19 protein-coding genes are annotated in these 21,562 nt (G+C 71.2%); 10 read left to right on the forward strand and 9 right to left on the reverse strand.

Annotation, left to right across the window (positions count from 1 at the left end; all coding sequences use genetic code 11):
* Positions 1-2 precede the first annotated feature (2 nt).
* The 7 genes from gatC to ABEA62_RS07970 all read left to right on the forward strand — a co-directional run bounded on the left by gatC (position 3) and on the right by ABEA62_RS07970 (position 7,603).
* Positions 3-302: an Asp-tRNA(Asn)/Glu-tRNA(Gln) amidotransferase subunit GatC gene (gene gatC / locus ABEA62_RS07940; RefSeq protein WP_286215366.1), complete on the forward strand. Its 300-nt coding sequence runs from the start codon at positions 3-5 to the stop codon at positions 300-302.
* The gene (gatA, locus tag ABEA62_RS07945; protein WP_286215367.1) at positions 299-1,831 is read left to right on the forward strand and encodes an Asp-tRNA(Asn)/Glu-tRNA(Gln) amidotransferase subunit GatA; all 1,533 of its coding nucleotides are present in this window, start codon (positions 299-301) and stop codon (positions 1,829-1,831) included. The genes gatC and gatA overlap by 4 nt, the downstream gene beginning before the upstream one ends.
* Positions 1,832-1,836: 5 nt before the next feature.
* Positions 1,837-3,345, forward strand: a complete 1,509-nt coding sequence (gatB, locus tag ABEA62_RS07950; RefSeq protein WP_286216795.1) for an Asp-tRNA(Asn)/Glu-tRNA(Gln) amidotransferase subunit GatB — start codon at positions 1,837-1,839, stop codon at positions 3,343-3,345.
* 8 nt (positions 3,346-3,353) lie between these two features.
* On the forward strand, positions 3,354-4,013 hold the full coding sequence (locus ABEA62_RS07955) for a polysaccharide deacetylase family protein (RefSeq protein WP_286215368.1): 660 nt from the start codon (positions 3,354-3,356) through the stop codon (positions 4,011-4,013).
* An 82-nt stretch (positions 4,014-4,095) separates the two neighbouring features.
* Complete coding sequence (locus ABEA62_RS07960; protein ID WP_345379500.1) at positions 4,096-6,138, forward strand: heavy metal translocating P-type ATPase; 2,043 nt, start codon at positions 4,096-4,098, stop codon at positions 6,136-6,138.
* A 94-nt stretch (positions 6,139-6,232) separates the two neighbouring features.
* A complete protein-coding gene (locus ABEA62_RS07965; RefSeq protein WP_345379502.1) occupies positions 6,233-6,871 on the forward strand; it encodes a CYTH domain-containing protein in 639 nt (212 codons plus the stop codon).
* Positions 6,872-6,964: 93 nt separating this feature from the next.
* Positions 6,965-7,603, forward strand: coding sequence for a hypothetical protein (locus ABEA62_RS07970; RefSeq protein WP_286215370.1), 639 nt, complete (start codon positions 6,965-6,967; stop codon positions 7,601-7,603).
* Here the strand turns inward: ABEA62_RS07970 and ABEA62_RS07975 are convergent.
* Together ABEA62_RS07975 and xylA are read right to left on the reverse strand one after the other, a co-directional pair.
* Complete coding sequence (locus ABEA62_RS07975; protein WP_345379505.1) at positions 7,600-9,012, reverse strand: xylulokinase; 1,413 nt, start codon at positions 9,010-9,012, stop codon at positions 7,600-7,602. The genes ABEA62_RS07970 and ABEA62_RS07975 overlap by 4 nt on opposite strands.
* Before the next feature lie 163 nt (positions 9,013-9,175).
* A complete protein-coding gene (gene xylA / locus ABEA62_RS07980; protein ID WP_286215371.1) occupies positions 9,176-10,366 on the reverse strand; it encodes a xylose isomerase in 1,191 nt (396 codons plus the stop codon).
* 179 nt (positions 10,367-10,545) lie between these two features.
* Here xylA and ABEA62_RS07985 point away from each other — a divergent pair, with 179 nt between their 5' ends.
* Together ABEA62_RS07985 and ABEA62_RS07990 are read left to right on the forward strand one after the other, a co-directional pair.
* Positions 10,546-11,703 carry an ROK family protein gene (locus tag ABEA62_RS07985; protein ID WP_345379507.1) on the forward strand — a complete coding sequence of 386 codons (1,158 nt, stop codon included), beginning with the start codon at positions 10,546-10,548 and terminating at the stop codon, positions 11,701-11,703.
* Positions 11,704-11,724: 21 nt separating this feature from the next.
* On the forward strand, positions 11,725-12,675 hold the full coding sequence (locus tag ABEA62_RS07990) for a 2-hydroxyacid dehydrogenase (protein ID WP_286215374.1): 951 nt from the start codon (positions 11,725-11,727) through the stop codon (positions 12,673-12,675).
* A 29-nt stretch (positions 12,676-12,704) separates the two neighbouring features.
* Here ABEA62_RS07990 and ABEA62_RS07995 read toward each other — a convergent pair whose 3' ends face one another.
* The 6 genes from ABEA62_RS07995 to ABEA62_RS08020 all read right to left on the reverse strand — a co-directional run bounded on the left by ABEA62_RS07995 (position 12,705) and on the right by ABEA62_RS08020 (position 18,647).
* Positions 12,705-13,079, reverse strand: coding sequence for a DUF1801 domain-containing protein (locus ABEA62_RS07995; RefSeq protein WP_345379509.1), 375 nt, complete (start codon positions 13,077-13,079; stop codon positions 12,705-12,707).
* Positions 13,080-13,083: 4 nt separating this feature from the next.
* On the reverse strand, positions 13,084-14,607 hold the full coding sequence (locus ABEA62_RS08000) for a DNA-3-methyladenine glycosylase 2 family protein (RefSeq protein WP_286215376.1): 1,524 nt from the start codon (positions 14,605-14,607) through the stop codon (positions 13,084-13,086).
* Between the two features lie 103 nt (positions 14,608-14,710).
* A complete protein-coding gene (locus ABEA62_RS08005; RefSeq protein ID WP_286215377.1) occupies positions 14,711-16,036 on the reverse strand; it encodes a cryptochrome/photolyase family protein in 1,326 nt (441 codons plus the stop codon).
* 93 nt (positions 16,037-16,129) lie between these two features.
* A complete protein-coding gene (locus ABEA62_RS08010) occupies positions 16,130-16,693 on the reverse strand; it encodes an NADPH-dependent FMN reductase (protein WP_286215378.1) in 564 nt (187 codons plus the stop codon).
* A gap of 132 nt (positions 16,694-16,825) precedes the next feature.
* The gene (locus ABEA62_RS08015) at positions 16,826-17,623 is read right to left on the reverse strand and encodes an NADPH-dependent FMN reductase (RefSeq protein WP_286215379.1); all 798 of its coding nucleotides are present in this window, start codon (positions 17,621-17,623) and stop codon (positions 16,826-16,828) included.
* Positions 17,624-17,744: 121 nt separating this feature from the next.
* The gene (locus tag ABEA62_RS08020) at positions 17,745-18,647 is read right to left on the reverse strand and encodes a MerR family transcriptional regulator (protein WP_345379514.1); all 903 of its coding nucleotides are present in this window, start codon (positions 18,645-18,647) and stop codon (positions 17,745-17,747) included.
* Positions 18,648-18,704: 57 nt separating this feature from the next.
* Here ABEA62_RS08020 and ilvD point away from each other — a divergent pair, with 57 nt between their 5' ends.
* The gene (gene ilvD / locus ABEA62_RS08025; RefSeq protein ID WP_286215382.1) at positions 18,705-20,402 is read left to right on the forward strand and encodes a dihydroxy-acid dehydratase; all 1,698 of its coding nucleotides are present in this window, start codon (positions 18,705-18,707) and stop codon (positions 20,400-20,402) included.
* Between the two features lie 181 nt (positions 20,403-20,583).
* Here ilvD and ABEA62_RS08030 read toward each other — a convergent pair whose 3' ends face one another.
* Positions 20,584-21,561 (reverse strand): DUF5692 family protein, encoded by a 978-nt coding sequence (locus ABEA62_RS08030; RefSeq protein WP_286215383.1) that lies wholly within the window; start codon positions 21,559-21,561, stop codon positions 20,584-20,586.
* Position 21,562: the final 1 nt, after the last annotated feature.

Below are 21,562 nucleotides of genomic sequence, written 5' to 3' on the forward strand. Positions count from 1 at the left end.
CCATGTCAACCCTCGACCGTTCCGATGTGGCGCGCCTCGCGGCGCTCGCGCGCATCGACATGACCGACGCGGACCTCGACCGCCTCTCGGGCCAACTCGACGTGATCCTCGACGCCGTCGCCAAGGTGGCCGAGGTTGCCGGCGAGGACGTGCCCGCGACCAGCCACCCCATCCCGATGGCGAACGTCCACCGCGAGGACGTGGTGCGCCCGTCCCTCGCGCAGGAGGCCGCCCTGTCGGGCGCGCCGGACGCCCAGGACGGCCGCTTCCGCGTGCCTCAGATCCTGGGGGAGGAGGCATGAGCGTGACCGACTGGACCCGCGCCACCGCCGCGCAGATGGCCGATGCCCTGGCGGCAGGGGAGGTGACCTCCGTCGAGCTGGTGCAGGCGCACCTCGACCGCATCGCCGCCGTCGACGGACTCGACACGCCGAGCGCGGTTCACGCGTTCCTCCACATCGACGCGGAGGGTGCCCTTGAGACGGCGCGCGCCGTGGACGCCGACCGCGCCGCGGGCGTCGAGCTGCCGCGGCTCGCGGGAGTGCCGATCGGCATCAAGGATGTCCTCGTCACACAGGGCCTGCCCACGACCGCCGGCTCGCGCATCCTCGAGGGCTGGATCCCGCCGTACGACGCGACCGTGACCCGTCGCGTGCGCGAGGCGCGCATGCCCATCCTGGGCAAGACCAACATGGATGAGTTCGCGATGGGCTCGTCGACCGAGCACTCCGGCTACGGCCCCACCCACAACCCGTGGGACCTCGAGCGCATCCCCGGCGGCTCGGGAGGCGGCTCGGCCGCGGCCCTCGCGGCCTTCGAGGCGCCGCTCACGATCGGCTCCGACACGGGCGGCTCGATTCGCCAGCCGGCCTCGGTCACCGCGACCGTGGGCGTCAAGCCCACGTACGGCGGCGTGTCGCGCTACGGCGCGATCGCGCTCGCCTCGTCGCTCGACCAGCTGGGCCCGTGCGGCCGCACCGTGCTCGACACCGCGCTGCTGCACGAGGTCATGGGCGGTCACGACGTCATGGACGCCACGTCTCTCGACGAGCCCGTGCCCCCCGTGGTGGACGCGGCCCTCGAGGGCGCCCGCATGGACCTCACCGGCGTGCGCGTCGGCGTGGTGCGCGAGCTGTCGGGCGCGGAGGGTGGCTTCCAGGACGGCGTCAAGCAGCGCTTCGAGGAGTCCCTCGAGAGGCTGCGCGGCATGGGCGCCGAGGTGGTCGAGGTGTCCTGCCCCAGCTTCGAGTACGCGCTCGCCGCGTACTACGTGATCCTGCCGTCCGAGGCCTCGTCCAACCTGGCCAAGTTCGACTCCGTGCGCTTCGGCATACGCGTCGAGGGAGCGACCATCGAGCGCACCATGGCCGCGACGCGCGCCGCCGGCTTCGGCGACGAGGTCAAGCGCCGCATCATCCTCGGCACGTACGCGCTGAGCGCTGGCTACTACGACGCGTACTACGGCTCGGCGCAGAAGGTGCGCACCCTGGTCCAGCGCGACTTCGACGCCGCGTTCGCGCAGTGCGACGTGCTCGTGTCGCCCACGACGCCCACGACGCCGTTCAAGCTCGGCGAGCGCATCGATGACCCGCTCGCGATGTACCTCAACGACATCGCGACCATCCCCGCGAACCTCGCCGGCATCCCCGGCATGTCGCTGCCCGCGGGTCTCGCGCCCGAGGACGGGCTGCCGGTGGGCTTCCAGATCCTCGCCCCCGCGCGCGAGGACGCCCGCCTCTACCGCATCGGCGCCGCGCTGGAGGCCTCGCTGGCCGCCGAGTGGGGCGGCCCGTTGTCCGCGCAGGCACCCGAGTTGGAGGTCGGCAAGTGACCACGATGACGTACGAGCAGGCGATGGAGGAGTTCGACCCGGTCTTCGGCATCGAGGTCCACGTCGAGCTCAACACCAAGACCAAGATGTTCTGCGGCTGCGCCAACGAGTTCGGCGCGGAGCCCAACACGCAGGTGTGCCCGGTGTGCCTCGGTCTGCCCGGCGCGATGCCCGTCACCAACGAGAAGGCCGTCGAGTCCGCGATCCGCCTGGGCCTGTCGCTCGGCTGCTCGATCCGCGAGTCCTCGCGCTTTGCCAGGAAGAACTACTTCTACCCTGACCTGTCGAAGGACTACCAGATCTCGCAGTACGACGAGCCGACCTGCTATGAGGGCGCCCTCGACGTGGTGCTCGACGACGGCACGGTGGTGACCGTGGGCATCGAGCGCGCGCACATCGAAGAGGACGCGGGCAAGAACACGCACGTGGGCGGCTCGGGAGGCATCCAGGGCGCCGACTACTCGCTCGTGGACTACAACCGCGGTGGCGTGCCCCTGGTCGAGATCGTCACCAAGCCCATCACGGGCATGGGAGACCGCACCGCCGAGGTAGCGCGCGCATACGTCGCGACCATCAGGGACATCGTGCGCGCGCTGGGGATCTCGGATGGCCGCATGGAGCAGGGCTCGGTGCGCGCGGACGTCAACCTGTCGCTGCGCCCCAAGGCCGTCGCGGGCGAGTCGCAGGACGACATCCCCTTCGGCAAGCGCTCCGAGACCAAGAACGTCAACTCGCTGCGCGCCGTCGAGCGTGCCGTGCGCTACGAGGCCGCGCGCCAGGCGGTGCTGCTGCTCAACGGCGAGCCGGTGATTCAGGAGACCCGCCACTGGCATGAGGACACCTCCTCCACCACGCCGGGTCGCTCGAAGGAGGAGGCGGAGGACTACCGCTACTTCCCCGAGCCCGACCTGCTGCCCGTCGAGCCGTCGCGCGAGTGGGTCGAGGAGCTCCGCGCGACCCTCCCCGAGCACCCCGCCAAGATGCGGGCGCGCCTGCGCGAGGAGTGGGGCTTCAGCGATCTCGAGATGAGGGACGCGGTGGCCGCCGATGCCCTGGTCCTGATCGCGGACACGGTCGCCGCTGGCGCGGCTCCCCAGGCTGCCCGTAAGTGGTGGATGGGTGAGCTGTCGCGGGTCGCAAACGACCGCGAGGTCGAGCTGGGCTCGCTGCCCGTGACCCCGGCCGCCGTGGCCGAGCTGCAGGGGCTGGTGGACTCGGGTCGCATCAACGACAAGCTCGCGCGCCAGGTGCTCGAGGGCGTACTCGCGGGCGAGGGTTCTCCCGCCGAGGTGGTCGCCGCACGCGGCCTCGAGGTGGTCTCGGACGACTCGGCCCTTGAGGCGGCGGTCGACGAGGCCCTGGCCTCGCAGCCCGAGGTGCTCGACAAGATCCGCGACGGCAAGGTGCAGGCCGCCGGCGCGATCGTGGGCGCCGTGATGAAGGCCACCAAGGGTCAGGCCGATGCCGGACGCGTGCGGGAGATCATCCTGCAGCGCGCGGGCGTCGAGGGCTAGGGGCGCGCATGCTCAGCCAGACCCCCGTTCGCCGCGTCGCGAGCGGGGGTCTTGCATTGTCGGCCCCCGCGTGCGCGCTCACCTTCGACGACGGCCCCAACGGGCTCGACACGATGCGCCTCCTGGACTTCCTGCGCGACCGCGGGATCCGGGCGGTGTTCGCCGTGATCGGCGCGGAGATCCTGAGGCCGTCCGGCATCGCGGCCGACGGCACACTCATCCCGTCGGGCGCCGATGTGCTGCGGCGCATCGTGGCGGAGGGGCACGTGCTGTGCAACCACTCGACGTCGTTCGCGGACATGGGCGAGTGGAACGTGCTCGACGTGCGCGACGACATGCTGCGCGCTCTCGAGATCATCGAGGGCGCCGTGGGCGATGAGGTGCCCGTGCCGTATTGGCGCGCGCCCAACGGCTCATGGGGCCAGACCGCCGCCGTCGCCGTGGCGCTGGGGATGCAGCCGCTCGACGTGGTCAACACCATCGAGGATTGGGTCGACCAGGACCCGGCCGTGCTCGCGTCGCGGCTGCGGCTCGCGATGACTCCGGGCGAGCTCGTGTTGGTGCACGACGGCGGGGGACCGCGAGGCGGGACGGTGGACGCCGTCATCGAGGTCGTCGACGAGCGGCTCGCCGAGGGGTGGCGCTTCGTGCTGCCCGAGCTGCCGTAGCGCGCGTCGCCTCCGCCCCTTGACCTTCTCTCCAACTGGAAGGAATATGGTGGTCGGGACGGCTCGACCTACGGAGGTCCCCATGTCCCCAGCCCACGCACACGCCCACCCGGCCCCGGCATCGTCCGGAGGCACCCAGTCCCATGATGCGCACGCTCATGGCACCGACCATTCTGGCCACGCGGACCTGTTCCGTCGCCTGTTCTGGTGGAACCTGATCCTTGCGGTGCCGGTGATCGCGACCTCGGGGATGGTCGAGCATTGGCTGGGCTACGACCTTCCCGGCACGGCGTGGATCCCGCCCGTACTCGGCACGGTGATCTACCTGTGGGGCGGCAGCCCGTTCCTCACCATGGCCTGGCGGGACGAGCTCACGCGGCGCCGGCCGGGCATGATGACGCTCATCTCGCTCGCGATCACCGTCGCGTTTCTTGCCTCGGCGGCCGCCACGCTCGGCGTGGGGGAGCTCGACTTCTGGTGGGAGCTGGCCGCGCTGATCGTGGTGATGCTGTTGGGCCACTGGCAGGAGATGAAGGCGGTGGGGCAGGCGCGCGGGGCGCTGCAGGCGCTCGCCGAGTTGCTGCCCGACGACGCCGAGCGCGTCACCGCCGACGGCACCGAGCACGTGAGCCTGAGCGGCCTGCGCGAGGGCGACGTGGTGGTGGTCCGGCCCGGCGCGCGCATCCCCGCGGACGGGCGGGTGACCCGTGGTGAGGCCAGCGTCGACGAGTCGATGATCACGGGCGAGTCCGCCCCGGTGCGCAAGGGGGAAGGCGATCCCGTCGTGGCCGGCACCGTCGCGACCGATGCGTCGTTGCGCGTCGAGGTCACGGCGGTGGGCGAGGCGACGGCCCTTGCCGGGATCCAGCGACTGGTCGCGGGGGCACAGGAGTCGCGCTCGGGGACCCGCAGGCTTGCGGATCGTGCCGCGGCGTGGCTGTTCTGGATCGCCCTCGCTGCAGCGGGGATCACGCTCGCGGCACACCTCATCGCGGGCAATCCGACCGGTGGCCTCACCGCGGCCGTGTCGGTACTGGTCATCGCGTGCCCACACGCGCTCGGACTCGCGATCCCGCTCGTGATCGCGATCGCGACCTCGTCGAGCGCGCGGCACGGGATCCTGGTCAAGGACACCGCCGCTCTCGAGGCGATGCGCACCGTCGACACCGTCCTGTTCGACAAGACGGGGACCCTCACGCGCGGCTCGCATGAGCTCACCGAGGTCGCGACCGTTGACGGCTGGGACGAGGACCGGGTCCTCGCGCTCGCCGCGGGCGCCGAGTCGGACTCCGAGCATCCGATCGGACGTGCGGTGGTCGACGCGGCGCGCGACAGGGGCCTGGACGTCCCGGAGGCCCGCGACATCGAGACGATGCCCGGACGCGGCGTGCGCGCCGCCGTGGGCGAGCGTGCGGTCGCCGTGGGAGGGCCCGCGCTCCTCGACAGTCTCGATCTCGAGGCGGCGCCGGTGCTGCGCGAGGCCACGGACCGGTGGCGGTCGCGAGGCGGCGCGGTGCTTCACGTGGTGGTCGACGGCGCCGTAGTGGGGGCGTTCACCACCGCCGACCCGATCCGGCCCGAATCGCGTGCCGCGGTCGACGCGCTCCACGCGCGCGGCATTCGCGTGGCGCTCATCACGGGCGACGCGCGGTCGGTCGCGGACGCGGTCGGGGAGGAACTGGGCATCGACGACGTCTTCGCGGAGGTGCTGCCCGAGGACAAGGATCAGGCAGTCGGCGATCTTCAGGCGCGCGGGCGTCGGGTCGCGATGGTCGGCGACGGGGTGAACGACGCCCCCGCTCTCGCCCGTGCGACCGTGGGCCTGGCGATCGGGGCCGGCACAGATGTCGCGATCGAGGCGGCCGGCGTCGTGCTCGCGGGTTCCGATCCCCGCGCGGTGTTGAGTGTGATCGACCTGTCGCGCGCGAGCTACCGGAAGATGCGCCAGAACCTGGTGTGGGCGACCGGCTACAACGCGATCGCGATTCCGGTCGCGGCGGGTGCGCTGGGGTGGGCGGGAGTCACCATGCCGCCCGCTGTCGCGGCGATCGCGATGAGTCTGTCGACCATCGTGGTGGCGCTCAACGCGCAGCTGTTGCGTCGCCTGGACCTCGGCCCGGCGTAGGGGCGTTCCGAGCCGACAGGCGAGCACCTGCCGTGCGGTTTTCTCCTGGCGGAGGTGGCAACGTCGCCCCCAGGTCCGACCGGAAGAGTGCGCCATGTCCGCTCCAACGACGACCGGCGCACCATTGCCGGACCTCACCGCCGAGCACCTCGGCGAGGTGCTCGCCCTCCTGCCCGGCTCCGACTCGGTCGAGCTCAAGGCGACCGTGCCCGGCGCCGACCGCCGGCGCGTGGTCCAACGGCTTGGGATGGACCCGCTGGAGGCCGAGCTGCGACAGGTGGCCTTCTTCGACACCCCCGACCTCCTGCTCAACCGCCACGGCGTCGTGGTGCGCGCGCGGCGCATCCAGGGCAAGGAGGGGGACACCGTGATCAAGCTGCGTCCCATCAACCCGGCCGACCTCGGCGAGGACCTGCGCAGCGACCGTGCGTTCGGCGTCGAGGTCGACGCCATGCCGGGGGGCTACGTCCGCTCCGCGAGCATGAAGGGAACGGCCAAGGACAAGAAGCTGTGGGAGGCCTTTCACGGCGAGACCCCCGCGCGTGCCCTGTTCTCCGCGCCGCATGGGCCGCGGAGCTGTGGATGTACCCGGACCGCTCGCAGATCCTTGAGCTGTCCTCGAAGTGCCTCCCGGCCGAGGCCTTCACAGCGGCGGCGTAGGCCAAGGCATTTCTCGCGTCGCGCGCTCGCGCGCCGCCACGACAGGTTGAGCCGCAGCGGCGACAGGTTGTGAGTGAGGGGGCGGCGGGCACCCCGTCCCGCGCTAGCGTGCACCGCGGCGCGCTGCACGCGCCGCTCCCGCACGACGCCCACGAGGAGACGGCCCATGACACTCGACCGGACGCCCGCCCAGCGATGGCGAGACTTCAGCGCCGAGCACACCGTGGTGGCCGAGATCATCAAGTTCTCGGGCTTGTCGTTTGTCGTGGCCGCGCTGCAGTACCTGCTGCTCACGTTCCTTCCCGGCGTCCTCTTCCGGGCGACCGACTGGGGCTCCATCCCGGCCCAGTTCCTTCACGTCACCCTCGGCCCGCTCGACACGTACGTGTTCGACTACCCCGCCACGGGGGATGCGCTGGGTGGCCTGAGCTACTTCGTCGCCTTCGTGCTCATGCTGGTCATCTCGCAGGGAGTGAACTTCCCGCTGCAGCGCAACGTGGTGTTCCGGTCGAAGGGACGCGTCGGGTTCCAGCTCGCGTGGTACGTGGTGGCGCTGGTGCTCATCACGGTGCTGTGCAGCTTCCTCATGAGCCTGTACGTGCCGCTCGTGAAGGAGTGGGCGGATCCCGCCGTCTACAACCTGCTCGTCACGGTGATCAACGGCGGCGTGCAGCTGATGATCTACTTCCCGGTCTTCAAGATCATCTTCCCCGCCGCGCCGGTCGCGGCGCCGCAGGCGCTGGCGCTCGACAACGCTGCACTCGACAACCCCGCACTCGACGCGCCGGTACCCGCGCAGCGTTAGCTCAGGTACGCCCCGGCCGCGACGGCGTAGGCCGCCATGATCTCCGGCCGCGTGTCCTTCGCGGGCGAGGCAACCACCGCGAGGGGCCACTCGGGTCGCGATCCCGTCAGCGCCCACGCCGCCTGCACGGCCGCGCCGGCGGCGACATACTCGCCTGGCTCGGGCACCTCGACGGGGACGTCGAAGACCTGGGCCGCGATCGCCTGCACCGCAGCGTTCTGCGCGGAGCCGCCCACGAGGAGCGCGCGCTTGGCGACCACGCCCGCGGACAGGATCGCCTCGAGCCCCACGGCCTGAGCCGCCAGCATGCCCTCGATCGCCGCCCGCGCCATGTTCGCGCGCGAGGTGTTGGCGAGGGTCATGCCGGACAGCGTCGCCGTAGCGTCGGGAAGGTTGGGGGTGCGCTCGCCCTCGAAGTAGGGGACCAGTGTGAGTCCGCCCGCGCCCGGCTCGGCCTCGAGCGCGAGGGTGCCGAGCTCGTCGTAGCCCACGGCCAGGACCCGCGCGAAGGCATCGAGCACGCGCGACGCGTTGAGGGTGCACACCAGGGGAAGGTGCTCTCCCGAGGCGGACGCGAAGCCCGCGACAATTCCCGTCGCGTCGCGGAAGCCCTGCTCGGTGACCGCGAAGACGGTTCCGGACGTGCCGAGCGACACGACCACGTCGCCCACCGTCGCGCCGAGTCCCAGCGCGGCGGCGGCGTTGTCGCCCGCGCCGGGGCCGACGACGCACTCCAGTCCGTGGACCGAGCCCGCGCGCTCGCCGGGTCCGAGCACCCGCGGGACCACGGCATCGTGCCCCAGCGCCGCCACCAACAGATCGCGGTCGTACTCGCCGGTCGCGGGGTTCCAGTAGCCGGTGCCCGAGACGTCCGAGCGGTCCGTCGTGAGCTCCTCGAGCACCGGACCGAGCGGCGACTCGCCCTCGGGTCCGTATCCGCGTAGCCGCCAGGTGAGCCAGTCGTGAGGCAGCGCCACCGCCGCGACCCGCGCGGCGTTCTCGGGCTCCGCGTCGCGCAGCCAGCGCAGCTTGGTAGAGGTGAAGGAGGCGACGGGCACCAGTCCCGTCCGCTCGGCCAGGGCATCGGCCCCGAACTCCTCGATCAGGGAGGCGGCGGCGCCGGCGGACCGGGTGTCGTTCCAGAGCAGCGCGTCGCGTACCACGGCTCCCGCCGCGTCGAGCGCGACCATGCCGTGTTGCTGGCCCCCCACGGAGATCGCCGCGACGTCGGCGAGGCCGCCCGCCTCGGCGAGCGCGGTCTGCAGCGCATCCCACCAGCGCTCGGGGTCGACCGAGGTGCCGTCGGGGTGAGACGCCCTCCCCGTGCGCACCACGGCGCCGGTGTCGAGGTCGCGGATGACGACCTTGCAGGACTGAGTGGACGAGTCGACGCCGACAACGAGGGTCATGGGGTCTTCCTTCACGCACGATCTACTGTTCGGGACACTGAGTACTCGAATCCTCGCCGAAGAGCGCGGTTCGGGACACTCAGTCCTCGTCGTGAGACGAGAGAGCGGCGCCCGCCCCGTCCGGGTGCACTGACGGGGCGGGCGCCTGGGTCGAGGAGGCTGGTTAGCGAGCGCCCATCAGGTGCTCGGCGGCGAGCTGCTGCAGGCGGACGAACCCGAAGCCCTTGCCGTCGAAGTACGCGTCCGCGTCGAACTGCTCGTAGGCGGAGGTGTCCGCGAGCAGGTCGGCGACGGTCTCGCCCTCGTTCAGCGTGGTCTGCGCGAGCTCGAGCTGGCGGGTGGCCGCAATGGCCTCCTGCACCTCGGGGTCGGCGCGGAACGCGGCCGCGCGCTCCTTGAGCAGCAGGTACATGCGCATGTTCGCCTTCGCGGACTCCCACACGCCGTCGATGTCCTCGGTGCGCGAGGGCTTGTAGTCGAAGTGTCGGGGGCCCGTGTACGCGGCGCCGCCGTTGGGCCCACCGTTCTCGAGCAGGTCGACCAGCGAGAACGCGTTGAACAGGTCGCCGTGGCCGAAGACCAGGTCCTGGTCGTACTTGATGCCGCGCTGACCGTTGAGGTCGATGTGGAAGAGCTTGCCGTGATCGAGCGCCTGAGCGATGCCAGCGGTGAAGTTGAGTCCGGCCATCTGCTCGTGGCCCACCTCGGGGTTGAGGCCCACCAGCTCGGGGTGGTCAAGCGTGTTGATGAAGGCCATCGCGTGACCGACGGTCGGCAGCAGGATGTCGCCGCGGGGCTCGTTGGGCTTGGGCTCGATCGCGAACTTGATGTCGTAGCCCTGGTCGATCACGTACTGACCGAAGATGTTGGCGGCCTCGCGGTAGCGCTCGAGCGCGACGCGGATGTCCTTGGAGAAGTCGTACTCGGCGCCCTCGCGGCCGCCCCACATCACGAAGGTCTTGGCGCCCAGTTCCGCGGCCAGGTCGATGTTGCGCAGGATCTTGCGGATCGTGAAGCGGCGCACGTCGCGGGCGTTCGAGGTGACGCCGCCGTCCTTGAAGACCGGGTGCGAGAACGTGTTCGTGGTAATCATCGGGATGGTCATCCCGGTCTCCTCGCACGCCTTCTTCAGCGCGTCGATCGCGGCGCGGCGCTCCGCGTCGGTCGAGGCGAACGGGAAGAGGTCGTCATCGTGGAACGTCATGCCGTACGCGCCCAGCTCGGAGAGCGTGTGGATCGCGGTCACGGCGTCGAGCGGGCCGCGCGTCGCGGAGCCGAAGGGGTCCTGAGCGTTCCAGCCAATGGTCCACAGACCAAACGTGAACTTGTCGGCCGGGGTGGGGGTGAGCGACATCGCGCCTCTCCTATCGTCGTTGAATCGGGTTAAAATGTTCCCGCATAAAACATATCCCCGCAGAGGGGTCCTGTCAAAACGGAGAGGGGACGATGCCCGGGCGGTGGCGGACATGACGCTGACGCGGTGCGGCGGGGTGCGCCGGAGCGGGCATACTGACGGGCACGGAGGAGGAGCAGATGGCTGAGGAACGTGCGGGGTCGGACACGCCGCGGGTGGCGCCCGCGCGCGGCAGCCGCAACGACCACACGCGACGCCACAATCTGTCCGCCCTGCTCACTGCGGTGCACTACGGCGGTCCGCTGACGCGCGCGCAGCTCACGCGCGACACGGGCCTCAACCGCTCGACCATCGGCGGCCTGGTCGCCGAGCTCGCCGAGCTGGGCCTCGTGATCGAGGATGCGGCCGAGGAGACGGGCGCCGTCGGTCGGCCGAGCCTCATCGTCCGTCCGCGCACCGATGTCGTCGCGCTCGCGCTGCACCCGGACGTCGATGCGCTCGAACTCGGAGCGGTCGCGATCGACGGTTCCGTCGTGGCGCGCAGGCGCAAGTCGGTCGTGTCGTCGCCTAGCCCCGAGGAGGCCGTCGTCTTCGCGCAGTCCGCTGCCCGCGAGCTCGCGCGCGACCTGGGCGACGCGCGCGTCGCGGGAGTCGCTGCCGCCGTGCCCGGACTGGTCGCGGTCGACGGCGACACCGTGGTCGACGCCCCCCACCTGGGCTGGCGCGGAGTGAGGCTCGCGACCGCGCTGCAGGAGGCGCTCGACCTGCCCGCGACCGTCGGCAACGACGCGAACCTGGGGCTGCGTGCCGAGTGGAGCTATGGCGCCGCCCGCGGCGTCGACACCGTGGTGTACCTCAACGGCTCCGCCTCGGGAATCGGCGGCGCCGCGCTCATCGGGGGACGCATGCTGCGCGGCGGGCGCGGCTACGGCGGCGAGTTCGGCCACATGATGATTCGCTCCGACGGCGAGCGCTGCTCATGCGGACGCGCGGGGTGCCTCGAGACGGAGCTCAACGCCGAGCGGCTCGACGCCGCGGGCCACGAGGCGTCCGCGCTGGATGCTCTCGCGGGCATCCTTGCGGCGGCGATCGCCAACCTCGAGGTCGCGTTCGACCCGGACCTGGTGGTGCTCGGCGGATACCTGGGTGCGCTGTACGACGAGCGGCGCGCCGCGATCGAGACGGGAGTGCGCGACCTCGCGTTCCGGCCCGATGCCGAGGACGTGGCGATCGCCCGCGCGGCGCTCGGCGGCAATCGGCTGCTGATCGGCGCCGCGGAGCGCGCCTTCGCCCCGCTGCTCGCCGACCCCGCGGGAGTCGCGCTGCGCGCGCTGTGACGCCGCTGGCACACTGGCGACATGATCACCGTCTCGGTTCCCACGCAGGAGGTTGCCGATGCCCTGGGTCACCCCGGTCCCGATGCCAGGGTGATCGTGTGGGATCCGGCGGTCGAGGACGTTCCGCCCGCCGAGCGTGAGCGCGTCACGATCGCGTGCCTCGCGCACTACACGGGAGGCCGCACCGTCTACGGCCGCCTTGCCGACTGTCCCGACCTCAAGGTGATCCAGATCCCCTCGGCCGGTTTCGAGCACGCGGTGCCCTTCGTCCCGCCCGGCGTCTCCCTCGCAAACGCTCGCGGCGTGCACGACACGCGCGTCGCGGAGATGGCCCTGCTGCTCGCCCTCGCCTCTCAGCGGCGGCTTCCGCAGTTCCTTGAGGCGCAGCGCCGTGGCGAGTGGGCGCCGGACTTCGACGCCCCCAGCCTCGCGGACACGCGGGTTCTCGTGGTGGGCTACGGGAGCATCGGCGAGGCGATCGGCGCTCGCCTGCGCGCGTGCGAGGCCCACGTTGAAGGAGTCGCCCGCACCGCGCGTCTTGCCCCTGACGGCACGCTGGTGCACGCCGCGAGCGACCTGCTCAGCCTGCTGCCTCACCACGACATCGTGATCGTGGTCACGCCACACACCGAGGACACGGACCGCCTGGTGGACGCCCGTTTCCTCGCGGCGATGAAGGACGATGCCCTGCTCATCAACGTCGGTCGCGGCAAGGTGGTGGACACGGCGGCCTTGGTGGCGGAGCTCGAGTCCGGTCGCCTGCGGGCCGCGCTCGACGTCACCGACCCCGAGCCGCTGCCCGCGGGGCACCCGCTCTGGACGGCGCCGCGCTGCATTGTGGTCCCTCACGTCGCGGGCGTCGAGCGACTCACGGACCGTCGCTACACGGGCCTGGTCCACCGCCAGATCGAGGCGCGCCGCCATGGGGACGATCCCGTCAACTTCGTGATGATGGGCGCCTTCCCCGCGTAGCGCGACCGTCGCGGGGAAGGCGCCGCCCCTCAGAGTTGCTGCCCCGCCTGTTCGTCGCGCAACGCGATCCAGGCCTTGACGATCTCGGTGAGTTCGTCGCGCCTCTCCTCGGCCTCGTGGATCGACACGAACTGCATCGAACGCGCCTCGCGCCCGCTGCCGAGGAGGTGCGGATAGCGCCCCGGGATGAGCGCGCCCTGGTGAAACATGAGGGTGGCGTGGTCCTTGGACTTGGGGAAGAAGCTCGCGAGGTTGCCTCGATAGGTGAACGTGGGTGCCTGCCACTTGATGCACTCTTCGATGCGATCGTCCGCGGTCAGCAGGATGCGTCGGACCCTCTCGACCACCACTTTCATGGGGTTGTCGTAGTGGGCCATCCAGACGTCCACCTGATTGTCCGCCATGGGTTCAGGCTACGCGGGCGGCCGGTGTCGCGCGCGTCGAACCAGGCAGACGCCCCTCCGCGCTCGCGGTCCACAGGTGGATCGCGCCGTACGCACGCCATGGCCGCCAGGACTCCGCCGCGTGGGCGAGTCCGCGCGCGTCGAGACCGCTCGCGCGCTGAAGGATGAGGTCCGTGAACGGTAGGGCATCGGGATCGCCGAGGGCGCGCATCGCGATGTAGTCCGCGGTCCACGGCCCGATGCCCGGCAGGTCGAGCAACGCGGCGCGGGTGTGGGCGCGGTCCGCGCCGGGGGAGAGGTCGAGCGAACCGTCGAGCACCGCGCGCGCGACGGCGGACACGGCACTCCAGCGCGAGCGTGGCATGAGCCCCACTCCGGGATCGACGTCCGCGAGCGCCTCCGCGCCAGGGAAGACCCGGTTCGGGACGCTCAGGACTTCCGATCCGGCCTCCCTGGGGCCATGGGGGACGCTCACTCCTCCCCACCGCTCGACCATCGTCCCAAGCGTCCTCCGCGCCCCCGCGACGCTCACCTGCTGGCCCACGATCGCACGCACTGCGATCTCGAATCCGTCGACGGCGCCGGGCACGCGTAGCCCCGGTGCGGCAGCCGCGAGGGCAGCCATTGCCGCAGACTCGCCGAGCGTCGCGTCGATCGCGATCGGATCCGCGTCGAGATCGAGCAGCCTCCTGCACCGTGCCACCGCCGCGCCCAGGTCGCGCACGTCGGCGAGCGACAGGCTTGCCGCGACATGCCCCGCGCCCGCGCGCAGGCGCACCGTCGCGCCGCCGTGCGGCAGGAGCATCGTCCGCGCATACTCCTCTCCGTCCCACGCCTCGACGCCCGCGATCGCGCGCGCCCCCAGGAATGCCAGTGCGCGCGGGACGTCGGCGGGCTCGCGGTGACGCAGGCGCAGGCGAATCTCGCCCGCGGCGCCCCCGGCGCCCCCGGCCAGTGCGGTGCCGCGGGCGCTCGCGCGACCGCGCACCTGGGACGGCGTGAGATCCCATGAGGTGCGCGCGGCATCATTGAACTGGCGCACCGACCCAAAGCCGGCGGCGAAGGCGACGTCCGCGACGGGCATCGGGGTGGTCTCGAGCAGGGTGCGGGCGTGCTGCAGGCGGTGAGCGACCGCGAGGGCCAGCGGGCCGGCGCCCAGCTGATCCGTGAGGACGCGAGACACGTGGCGCTCGGTGTAGCCCAGCCGCCGCGCGAGCCCGGCGACACCCTCGCGATCCACGACCCCGTCCTCGATGAGACGCATCGCGCGGCTCGCGACGTCCTCGCCCACGCGCCACCGCGGGGAGCCGGGGGTGTCGTCGGGGAAGCATCGGCGGCACGAGCGGTAACCCGCGCGCTGCGCGGCCGCGGCGCTGGGAAAGAAGGTCACGTTGGCGCGCGCGGGGGTGCGCGCGGGACACGACGGCCGGCAGTAGATGCCCGTGGTGCGGACCGCGGTGAAGAACTGACCGTCGTAACGCGCGTCCTTGCCGCGGATCACCGCATAGCGCATCGAGTCGTCCCACATAGGCACGAGTGTGACGCATCCTCCGTGACCGGGCTCGCGGAAATCGGACACCACGGGGGAACGATGCGCGAGTCTCGCGGGTGGGTGCGTCAGCCGGCGTGCGTCAGCCCGCGCGGAGCGCCTTGCCGCGCTGGAAGTCCGCGAGCGAGGCCGCGCGCTCGGTGGCGTGGTCGACGATCGGGGAGGGGTAGTCCGGCGTGTCGAGTTCGGAGATCCAGCGCCGCACGTACCGGCGCTCGGGGTCGAACTTCGCGGCCTGAGACTCGGGATTGAAGATACGGAAGTACGGCGCCGCATCGCGCCCCGTGCCCGCGACCCACTGCCAGTTGAGCTGGTTCTGCGCGTGGTCGTAGTCGAGCAGTGCGCGGCGGAAATGGTCCGCTCCGCGCTGCCACGGCACGTGGAGGTCCTTAACCAGGAAGGATGCGACCACCATGCGGACGCGGTTGTGCATGGTGCCGGTCGCCGCAAGCTCGCGCATCCCCGCATCCACCAAGGGGTAGCCGGTCCGGCCGTCGCGCCAGGCGGCCCAGGCATCGGCGGACTCGTCGTCCCGAGCCCACGCATCCTCGGGGATCACGGGGGTGAGCGACTCGCGTTGCGCGCGCGGATGGCGGAAGAGCACGTCCGCGTGGAACTCGCGCCACGCCACCTCGGACTCGAACTTGCGCGCGGCGTCACCGCGTATCGCGCCGGTCGCGGCCAGCACTGTGCGTGAGTGGATCTGCCCGAACGCGAGCGGCACCGAGAGTCGCGACGTCGACTCGAGATCGGGGCGGTCGCGCTCGGCCGCGTAGGCGCCCAGGCCGTTCTCGACGAACTCGTGCCACGCGTCGAGCACGCCCGCCTCGCGCGCCTCGACCGGTTCCGCCAGGGGGTCCTCGCTGTCCCCGCGTGCCGCCTCGGCCTCCAGGTCGACGTCCGAGTCGACCGCCGCGAGGTAGTCGGGGTCCGCCGCGTGCGCGGGGGCGCGCCAGCCGTGTTCGCGCCACGCACGCGAGAACGGCGTGAAGACGCGGTACTCGTCGCCATCATTCTTGACCACACGGCCGGGGGCGACCGCATACGGCGAACCGACGAACCTCAGCTCGCGCCCGTCGTCGGCGAGGGCGCGCTGCACGGCCTCCTGTGCGCGGATTCCTGCGGGGGAGTACTCGCGGGAGGCCCACACCACACGGGAGTCGTGCTCGCGTGCCACGGCGAGCACGGCGTTGTCCGCGCGGTCGCGGCGGATCCCCACCGCCCCTCCGGTGGCCTCGCGCAGGCTCGACAGCACGCGTGCGAGGTGCGCGCGGCGGCGTCCCGACCACTGATCGATCGGAGGGGTCCACGCGAACACGGCCGCCGCGGGGCCGTGCTCTTGCGCGCCGAGCAGCGCCGGATTGTCCGCGAGGCGTGCATCACGCCGGATCCACCACATCTCGGTCATGCGCGCCAGCCTGCCAGGGTCATGACCCCACAACGCGGCGGCCCCGCCGGATGATTCCGACGGGGCCGCGACGCTCGTGCAGAGTGGTGCGCGTTACGCGGTGGCGCCCTGTGCGGCGTACTGCTCGACGTGCGCGACGGCGGCGGCCACGAAGCCGGTCAGGATCGCCTTCACGCCCTCGTCCACCAGCGCACCCTCGGCGTCGAAGGCCGCGGGCGTGTAGTGCAGGAAGACCTCGGGCTGGCCGAGCGTGGGGGCGTTGAGGTGGCCGAGGATCGCGCGCAGGTGCTGCTGCGCGGCGGCGGTGCCGATCGAGCCGATCGAGGCGCCGGCGATCGCGACGGGCTTGCCGTTGAAGGAGTTGGTGCCCCACGGGCGCGAGGCCCAGTCGATCGCGTTCTTGAGCGCGCCGGGGATCGAGCGGAGGTACTCGGGGGTGACGATGATGATGCCGTCGACGCCCTCGATCGCGGCCTTCCACTCTCGTGCGGCCGTCGGGTAGTCCGCGTCGAAGTCGGGGGAGTACACGGGGAGGTCGCTGTAGTCGAGCTCGACGAGCTCGGCGCCGGCGGGGGCGAGCGCCTGGAGCGCGCGGGCGACGTTGCGGTTGATGGACGCGCTCGAGCGCGATCCGACGATGATGCCGATGCGGGGCATGGGTGTCTCCTTGAAGGTGTGGTGGGAGGCTCCGACAACAGTGCCGGACGGTCACCGCAACGACGGTGACGCGTCAACTATTCCAGAAGGTGACGCGTCTACGGAAGTCGGTTGCCGCGGCGGTGAGCCGAGTCAGGGTGTGGGTGCGCCCGTGGTGGAGTCGGTCCGCAGCGAGACGGCGAGCGGGTCGCTCGTCTCTACCAGGGGGTCTGCGGTCGACACGGCATCGACGAACGCCGGGATTCCCACGGTGGGGCTTGGTGGTCCCGGCGCGCGTTCGGCGAGTACTGCCGCGACCGGGTCTGACGGCGCGGTGAGGCCGCGAGCGGGAGTCGCGGGGGTGACCGGGGCGACGGGCGTCGCGGGCTGCTCGCCCGCCGCGAGCGACGCGCGAGCTTGATGCACCACAAAGCCGGCGATCGCCGCGAGGAGCTCCTTGGCCTGCGCCTCGAGGTCCGCGTCGACGCACGCGCCGTGCTCGTCGAACGATGCCGCGTCGACCGAGAGCGCATGCTCGGGCTGGCCCATGACCGTCGCTCCGGCGTCCTTGAGGACAGTCCGCAGGTGAGTGAGCGCGGCAAAGTAACCGGCGCGAGGCGCGGCGGCACCCGCGATCGCGACCGGACGGCCCACGAGCGACGAGGGTGACGCGGTGGCCCAGTCGATCGCGTGCTTGAGCGCGCCGGGTATCGAGCGCTCGTGCGTAGGAGTGAGGACCAGCACGCCATCGACCTCGTCGATCGCGCGCTTCAGGGCGATGCCGGCGGTGGGCAAGGGCGCGTCCGTGTACGGGGCGTGGAGTGGGAGGTCCGACGCGGTGAGTTCGACCACGGTCGTGCCCCGGGGGGCAACGGTGTGGAGAAGCGTCGAGAGCAGGCGCGTGGTGCGCACCTCGGGCAACTGACCCAACAGCAGACCGATGACCGGCATCGACTATTCCTTCCTCGGCAACGGTGGAGTGGAAGAACTGCAGCCGCCCCCCTCGCGGTTGGGATCCGTAACGTCTGTCCTCCCAGGCGCATTCCCGACAAGTGTCAGATAGTGACGAACCTCACTCGGCGACGGCGGCCTCGATTCCTGCCCGCAGCAACTCGGCGGTGCCCTCGCCATGAGCGGCGTAAGTGGCCCTGAACCGTGCGTCCTCGACGTACATCCGGGCCAGCTCGCGATAGGCCTGCGCGTCGGGCGTCCAGAATGTCGACACCCATGCGCGATGCCGTTGCACGAGCGCCTGCACGCGGGCGTCCGCCCCCTGCGCACCCTCCGCCGCGAGGCGACCCAACGCTGCCGCGATCTCGCGGTGCTCCGCGAGGTGAGCGGCGCGACCACCCTCGCCGAGCGAGGCCCACTGGGCGTTCGACGACTCGACGGCATCGTCCCCCCATCGCGCCCGCGCCTCGGGCTCGTAGCGTGCGTGATCGAAGCCGTCGAACATGTCAGTGGCAGTCATGGGAAGTCCCTTCTCCAGGCGGGTGAGCGTGCGTGCGACGGTCGCCGCAAGCGTCGTGAGGCGGTCGCGCCGGGCGAGCAGCGCCTCGTGGTGGTCGCGCAGACGCGCGGCGGTGGTGGCGGGGTCGTCGCCGTCGACGATGGCGGCGATGGTCTCGAGCGGCACGTCGAGTTCGCGGAGCACCAGAATGTGCTGGAGCCGCGCGAGTTCGGTGTCCCCGTAGCGGCGCCTGCCGTCGGCGCCGGTGTGCGCGGGTGTGAGCAGGCCGATCGCGTCGTAGTGGCGCAAGGTGCGGCTGGTCACGCCGGTGAGCCGCGCGGATCCTGCGCCGCCTGGTCGACGCGGCCGAGCGCGCCGGCGTGGTGCAGGTGCAACTGTTCGCCGCGACGGGTCGTGCGGACTTCTCCGCGCGCCACGGTTTTGTCCCCCGCCCGGCCGATGCCCCGGGCATGGACCTGCCGACTGCCACCTGAGTGCGGTGCCGGCCCCGGCATCGTCCGTCACTCGCCGTGTCCACGATGCGGCGCCCTCGCGCGCGCGTCTGGTCCTACACTCGGCGCTATGACTGAGACGCCCGACATCAAGCCCCGCTCCCGCCAGGTCACGGACGGCCTGGAGGCGACCGCGTCGCGCGGCATGCTGCGCGCCGTCGGACTCGGTGACGAGGACTTCGCGAAGCCGCAGATTGGCATCGCCTCCTCGTGGAACGAGATCACTCCTTGCAACCTGTCCCTGCAGCGCCTCGCGGCGGCGTCGAAGAACGGCGTCCACGCGGGCGGCGGCTATCCGCTCGAGTTCGGCACCATTTCCGTCTCCGACGGCATCTCGATGGGCCACGAGGGCATGCACTACTCGCTGGTGTCGCGTGACCTCATCGCCGACTCGGTCGAGACCGTCATGATGGCCGAGCGCCTCGACGGCAGCATCCTGCTCGCGGGCTGCGACAAGTCCCTTCCCGGCATGCTCATGGCCGCCGCACGCCTCGACCTCGCGAGCGTGTTCCTCTACGCGGGTTCGATCATGCCCGGGCACGTCACGCTCTCCGACGGCACGTCCAAGGACGTCACGGTGATCGACGCGTTCGAGGCCGTGGGCGCGTGCGCCGCCGGCCTCATGTCGGAGGAGGACCGCCTCGCGATCGAGAAGGCGATCTGCCCCGGCGAGGGCGCGTGCGGCGGCATGTACACCGCGAACACCATGGCCTCGGTGGGTGAGGCGCTCGGCATGTCGATCCCCGGTTCCGCGTCGCCGCCCAGCGCCGACCGCCGCCGCGACTATTACGCGCACAAGTCGGGCGAGGCCGTGGTGAACATGCTGCGCCTGGGGATCACCGCGCGCGACATCATGACCAAGGAGGCGTTCGAGAACGCGATCGCCGTGGTCATGGCGTTCGGCGGCTCGACCAACGCGGTGCTCCACCTGCTCGCGATCGCCAACGAGGCCGAGGTCGACCTCACGCTCGACGACTTCTCCCGCGTGGCCGCCAAGGTTCCGCACCTGGGTGACCTCAAGCCGTTCGGCCAGTTCGTGATGAACGACGTCGACCGCGTGGGCGGCGTGCCCGCGGTGATGAACACGTTGCTCGAGGCGGGCCTCATGCACGGCGACGTCATGACCGTGACCGGCAAGACGCTCGCGGAGAACATGGCCGAGCTCAAGCCCGCGACCATCGACGGCCGCGTGGTGCGTGCCCTCAACAACCCGATCCACAAGTCGGGCGGCATCACGATCCTCAAGGGCTCACTCGCGCCCGAGGGCGCCGTGGTGAAGTCGGCCGGATTCGACGACGACGTCTTCGAGGCGACCGCCCGCGTGTTCGACCGTGAGCGCGCGGCCCTCGACGCTCTCGAGGCGGGAGTGATTCAGAAGGGTGACTGCGTGGTCATCCGCTACGAGGGCCCCAAGGGCGGCCCCGGCATGCGCGAGATGCTCGCGATCACGGCCGCGATCAAGGGCGCGGGACTGGGCAAGGACGTGCTGCTCGTGACGGACGGCCGCTTCTCCGGCGGCACCACCGGGCTGTGCGTGGGGCACATCGCCCCCGAGGCGGTCGACGGCGGACCGATTGCATACGTGCGCGACGGCGACCGGATCACGCTCGATGTGGCCAACGGCACGCTCGAGCTGCACGTCGACGCGGAGGAGCTCGAGGCGCGCAAGGAGGGCTGGGAGCCCATCCCCGCGCGCTTCACCAAGGGTGTGCTGGGCAAGTACCAGAAGCTCGTGGGCTCGGCGTCGAAGGGCGCAGTGCTCTCGTAGCGGCGGGTTGCTGGGCCCTCGCCGCCCAGAAGTCACACCGCTGGCGCCGGGTGTGCGCCGCTCCCCATGTGGATCGCGGACACCTGTCACCAGAGGTGTGACTTCTGCACGTGGCGAGGGGGTTGCCCCGCGCGGTCGAGTCTTGCGCGGCTGAGCCTTACCCGACCTAGCCCCTCCCGACCTAGCCCCGCGCCCCGGCGACGGCGGGAGCGGCCGCCTCCACGGCGTCGTCCCCACGTCCGGGGATCGACTCCACGACCTCGCGGAACTTCGCGTGATCCGTGTAGAGCTCCTGGGTGAGCGGGTTGAGGCGGCGCGAGATGATGCGCCGCGCCTGGTAGATCACGACGGCGACGTTGGCGGCGAGTGACAGTGCCGAGACCACGAACAGCGCGGTGGGGTCGTGCGACGCGTCGACCGAGAACTGCGAGGTCGACACGAACGCAGGGAACGCCATCGTGAACATCATCCAGAACGCGAGGGTGTGGGCCCGGTGCTGGAGCCAGGCGCCCTTGCGCAGGAAAAACGCCGGGATGGTGCAGGACAGCAGCAGCGCGGCGCCGGCGTAGAACGCGTGGTCACCCACGCAGTTGTAGACGTACGCGAAGTTCCACAGGTCGTACGCGATGATCCAGAACCACAGCATGTCGGGCCAGATCATGTCCTTGGTCTTGTCACGCGAGATGTAGATGCCCATCCAGCCGCAGATCGTGACGATGTTGAGGATGCCCGCGACGCCGTTCATGGTGTTCCAGATGCCGGGCACCATGTAGGCGCCGTCGTGGATGCCCTCGGTGAGGCCGGCGACCTCGAAGTCGCGCGTGACGGCCTCCGCGATGTTGATCGCGAGAATCAGCGGCGGGAACAGCAGCACCCAGCGGTTGGCCGCGAGGCGGGGGTAGTAGCGGATCGCCATGAAGCCCAGGCATCCGGCGAGCGCCGAATACACCTTGACCCAGTGGAACCACGTGCCGGTCGAGGAGCCCTCGCCTGCCGTGTGAGGCCACACGAAGACCGTGAGGACCAGGGGCACCGCCACGAAGAGGCCGAGGCCCCACAGCTTCGAGCGGCGTGACAGCTCGTTGAGCCCGATCAGGGCGCCGAGCACCACAAAGAACATGACAGCGGCCTGCCAGCCGATGTCTCCGAACAGGAACATC

The sequence above is a fragment of the Demequina sediminis genome (genome assembly GCF_039545075.1).
GTDB classification, from domain to species: domain Bacteria; phylum Actinomycetota; class Actinomycetes; order Actinomycetales; family Demequinaceae; genus Demequina; species Demequina sediminis.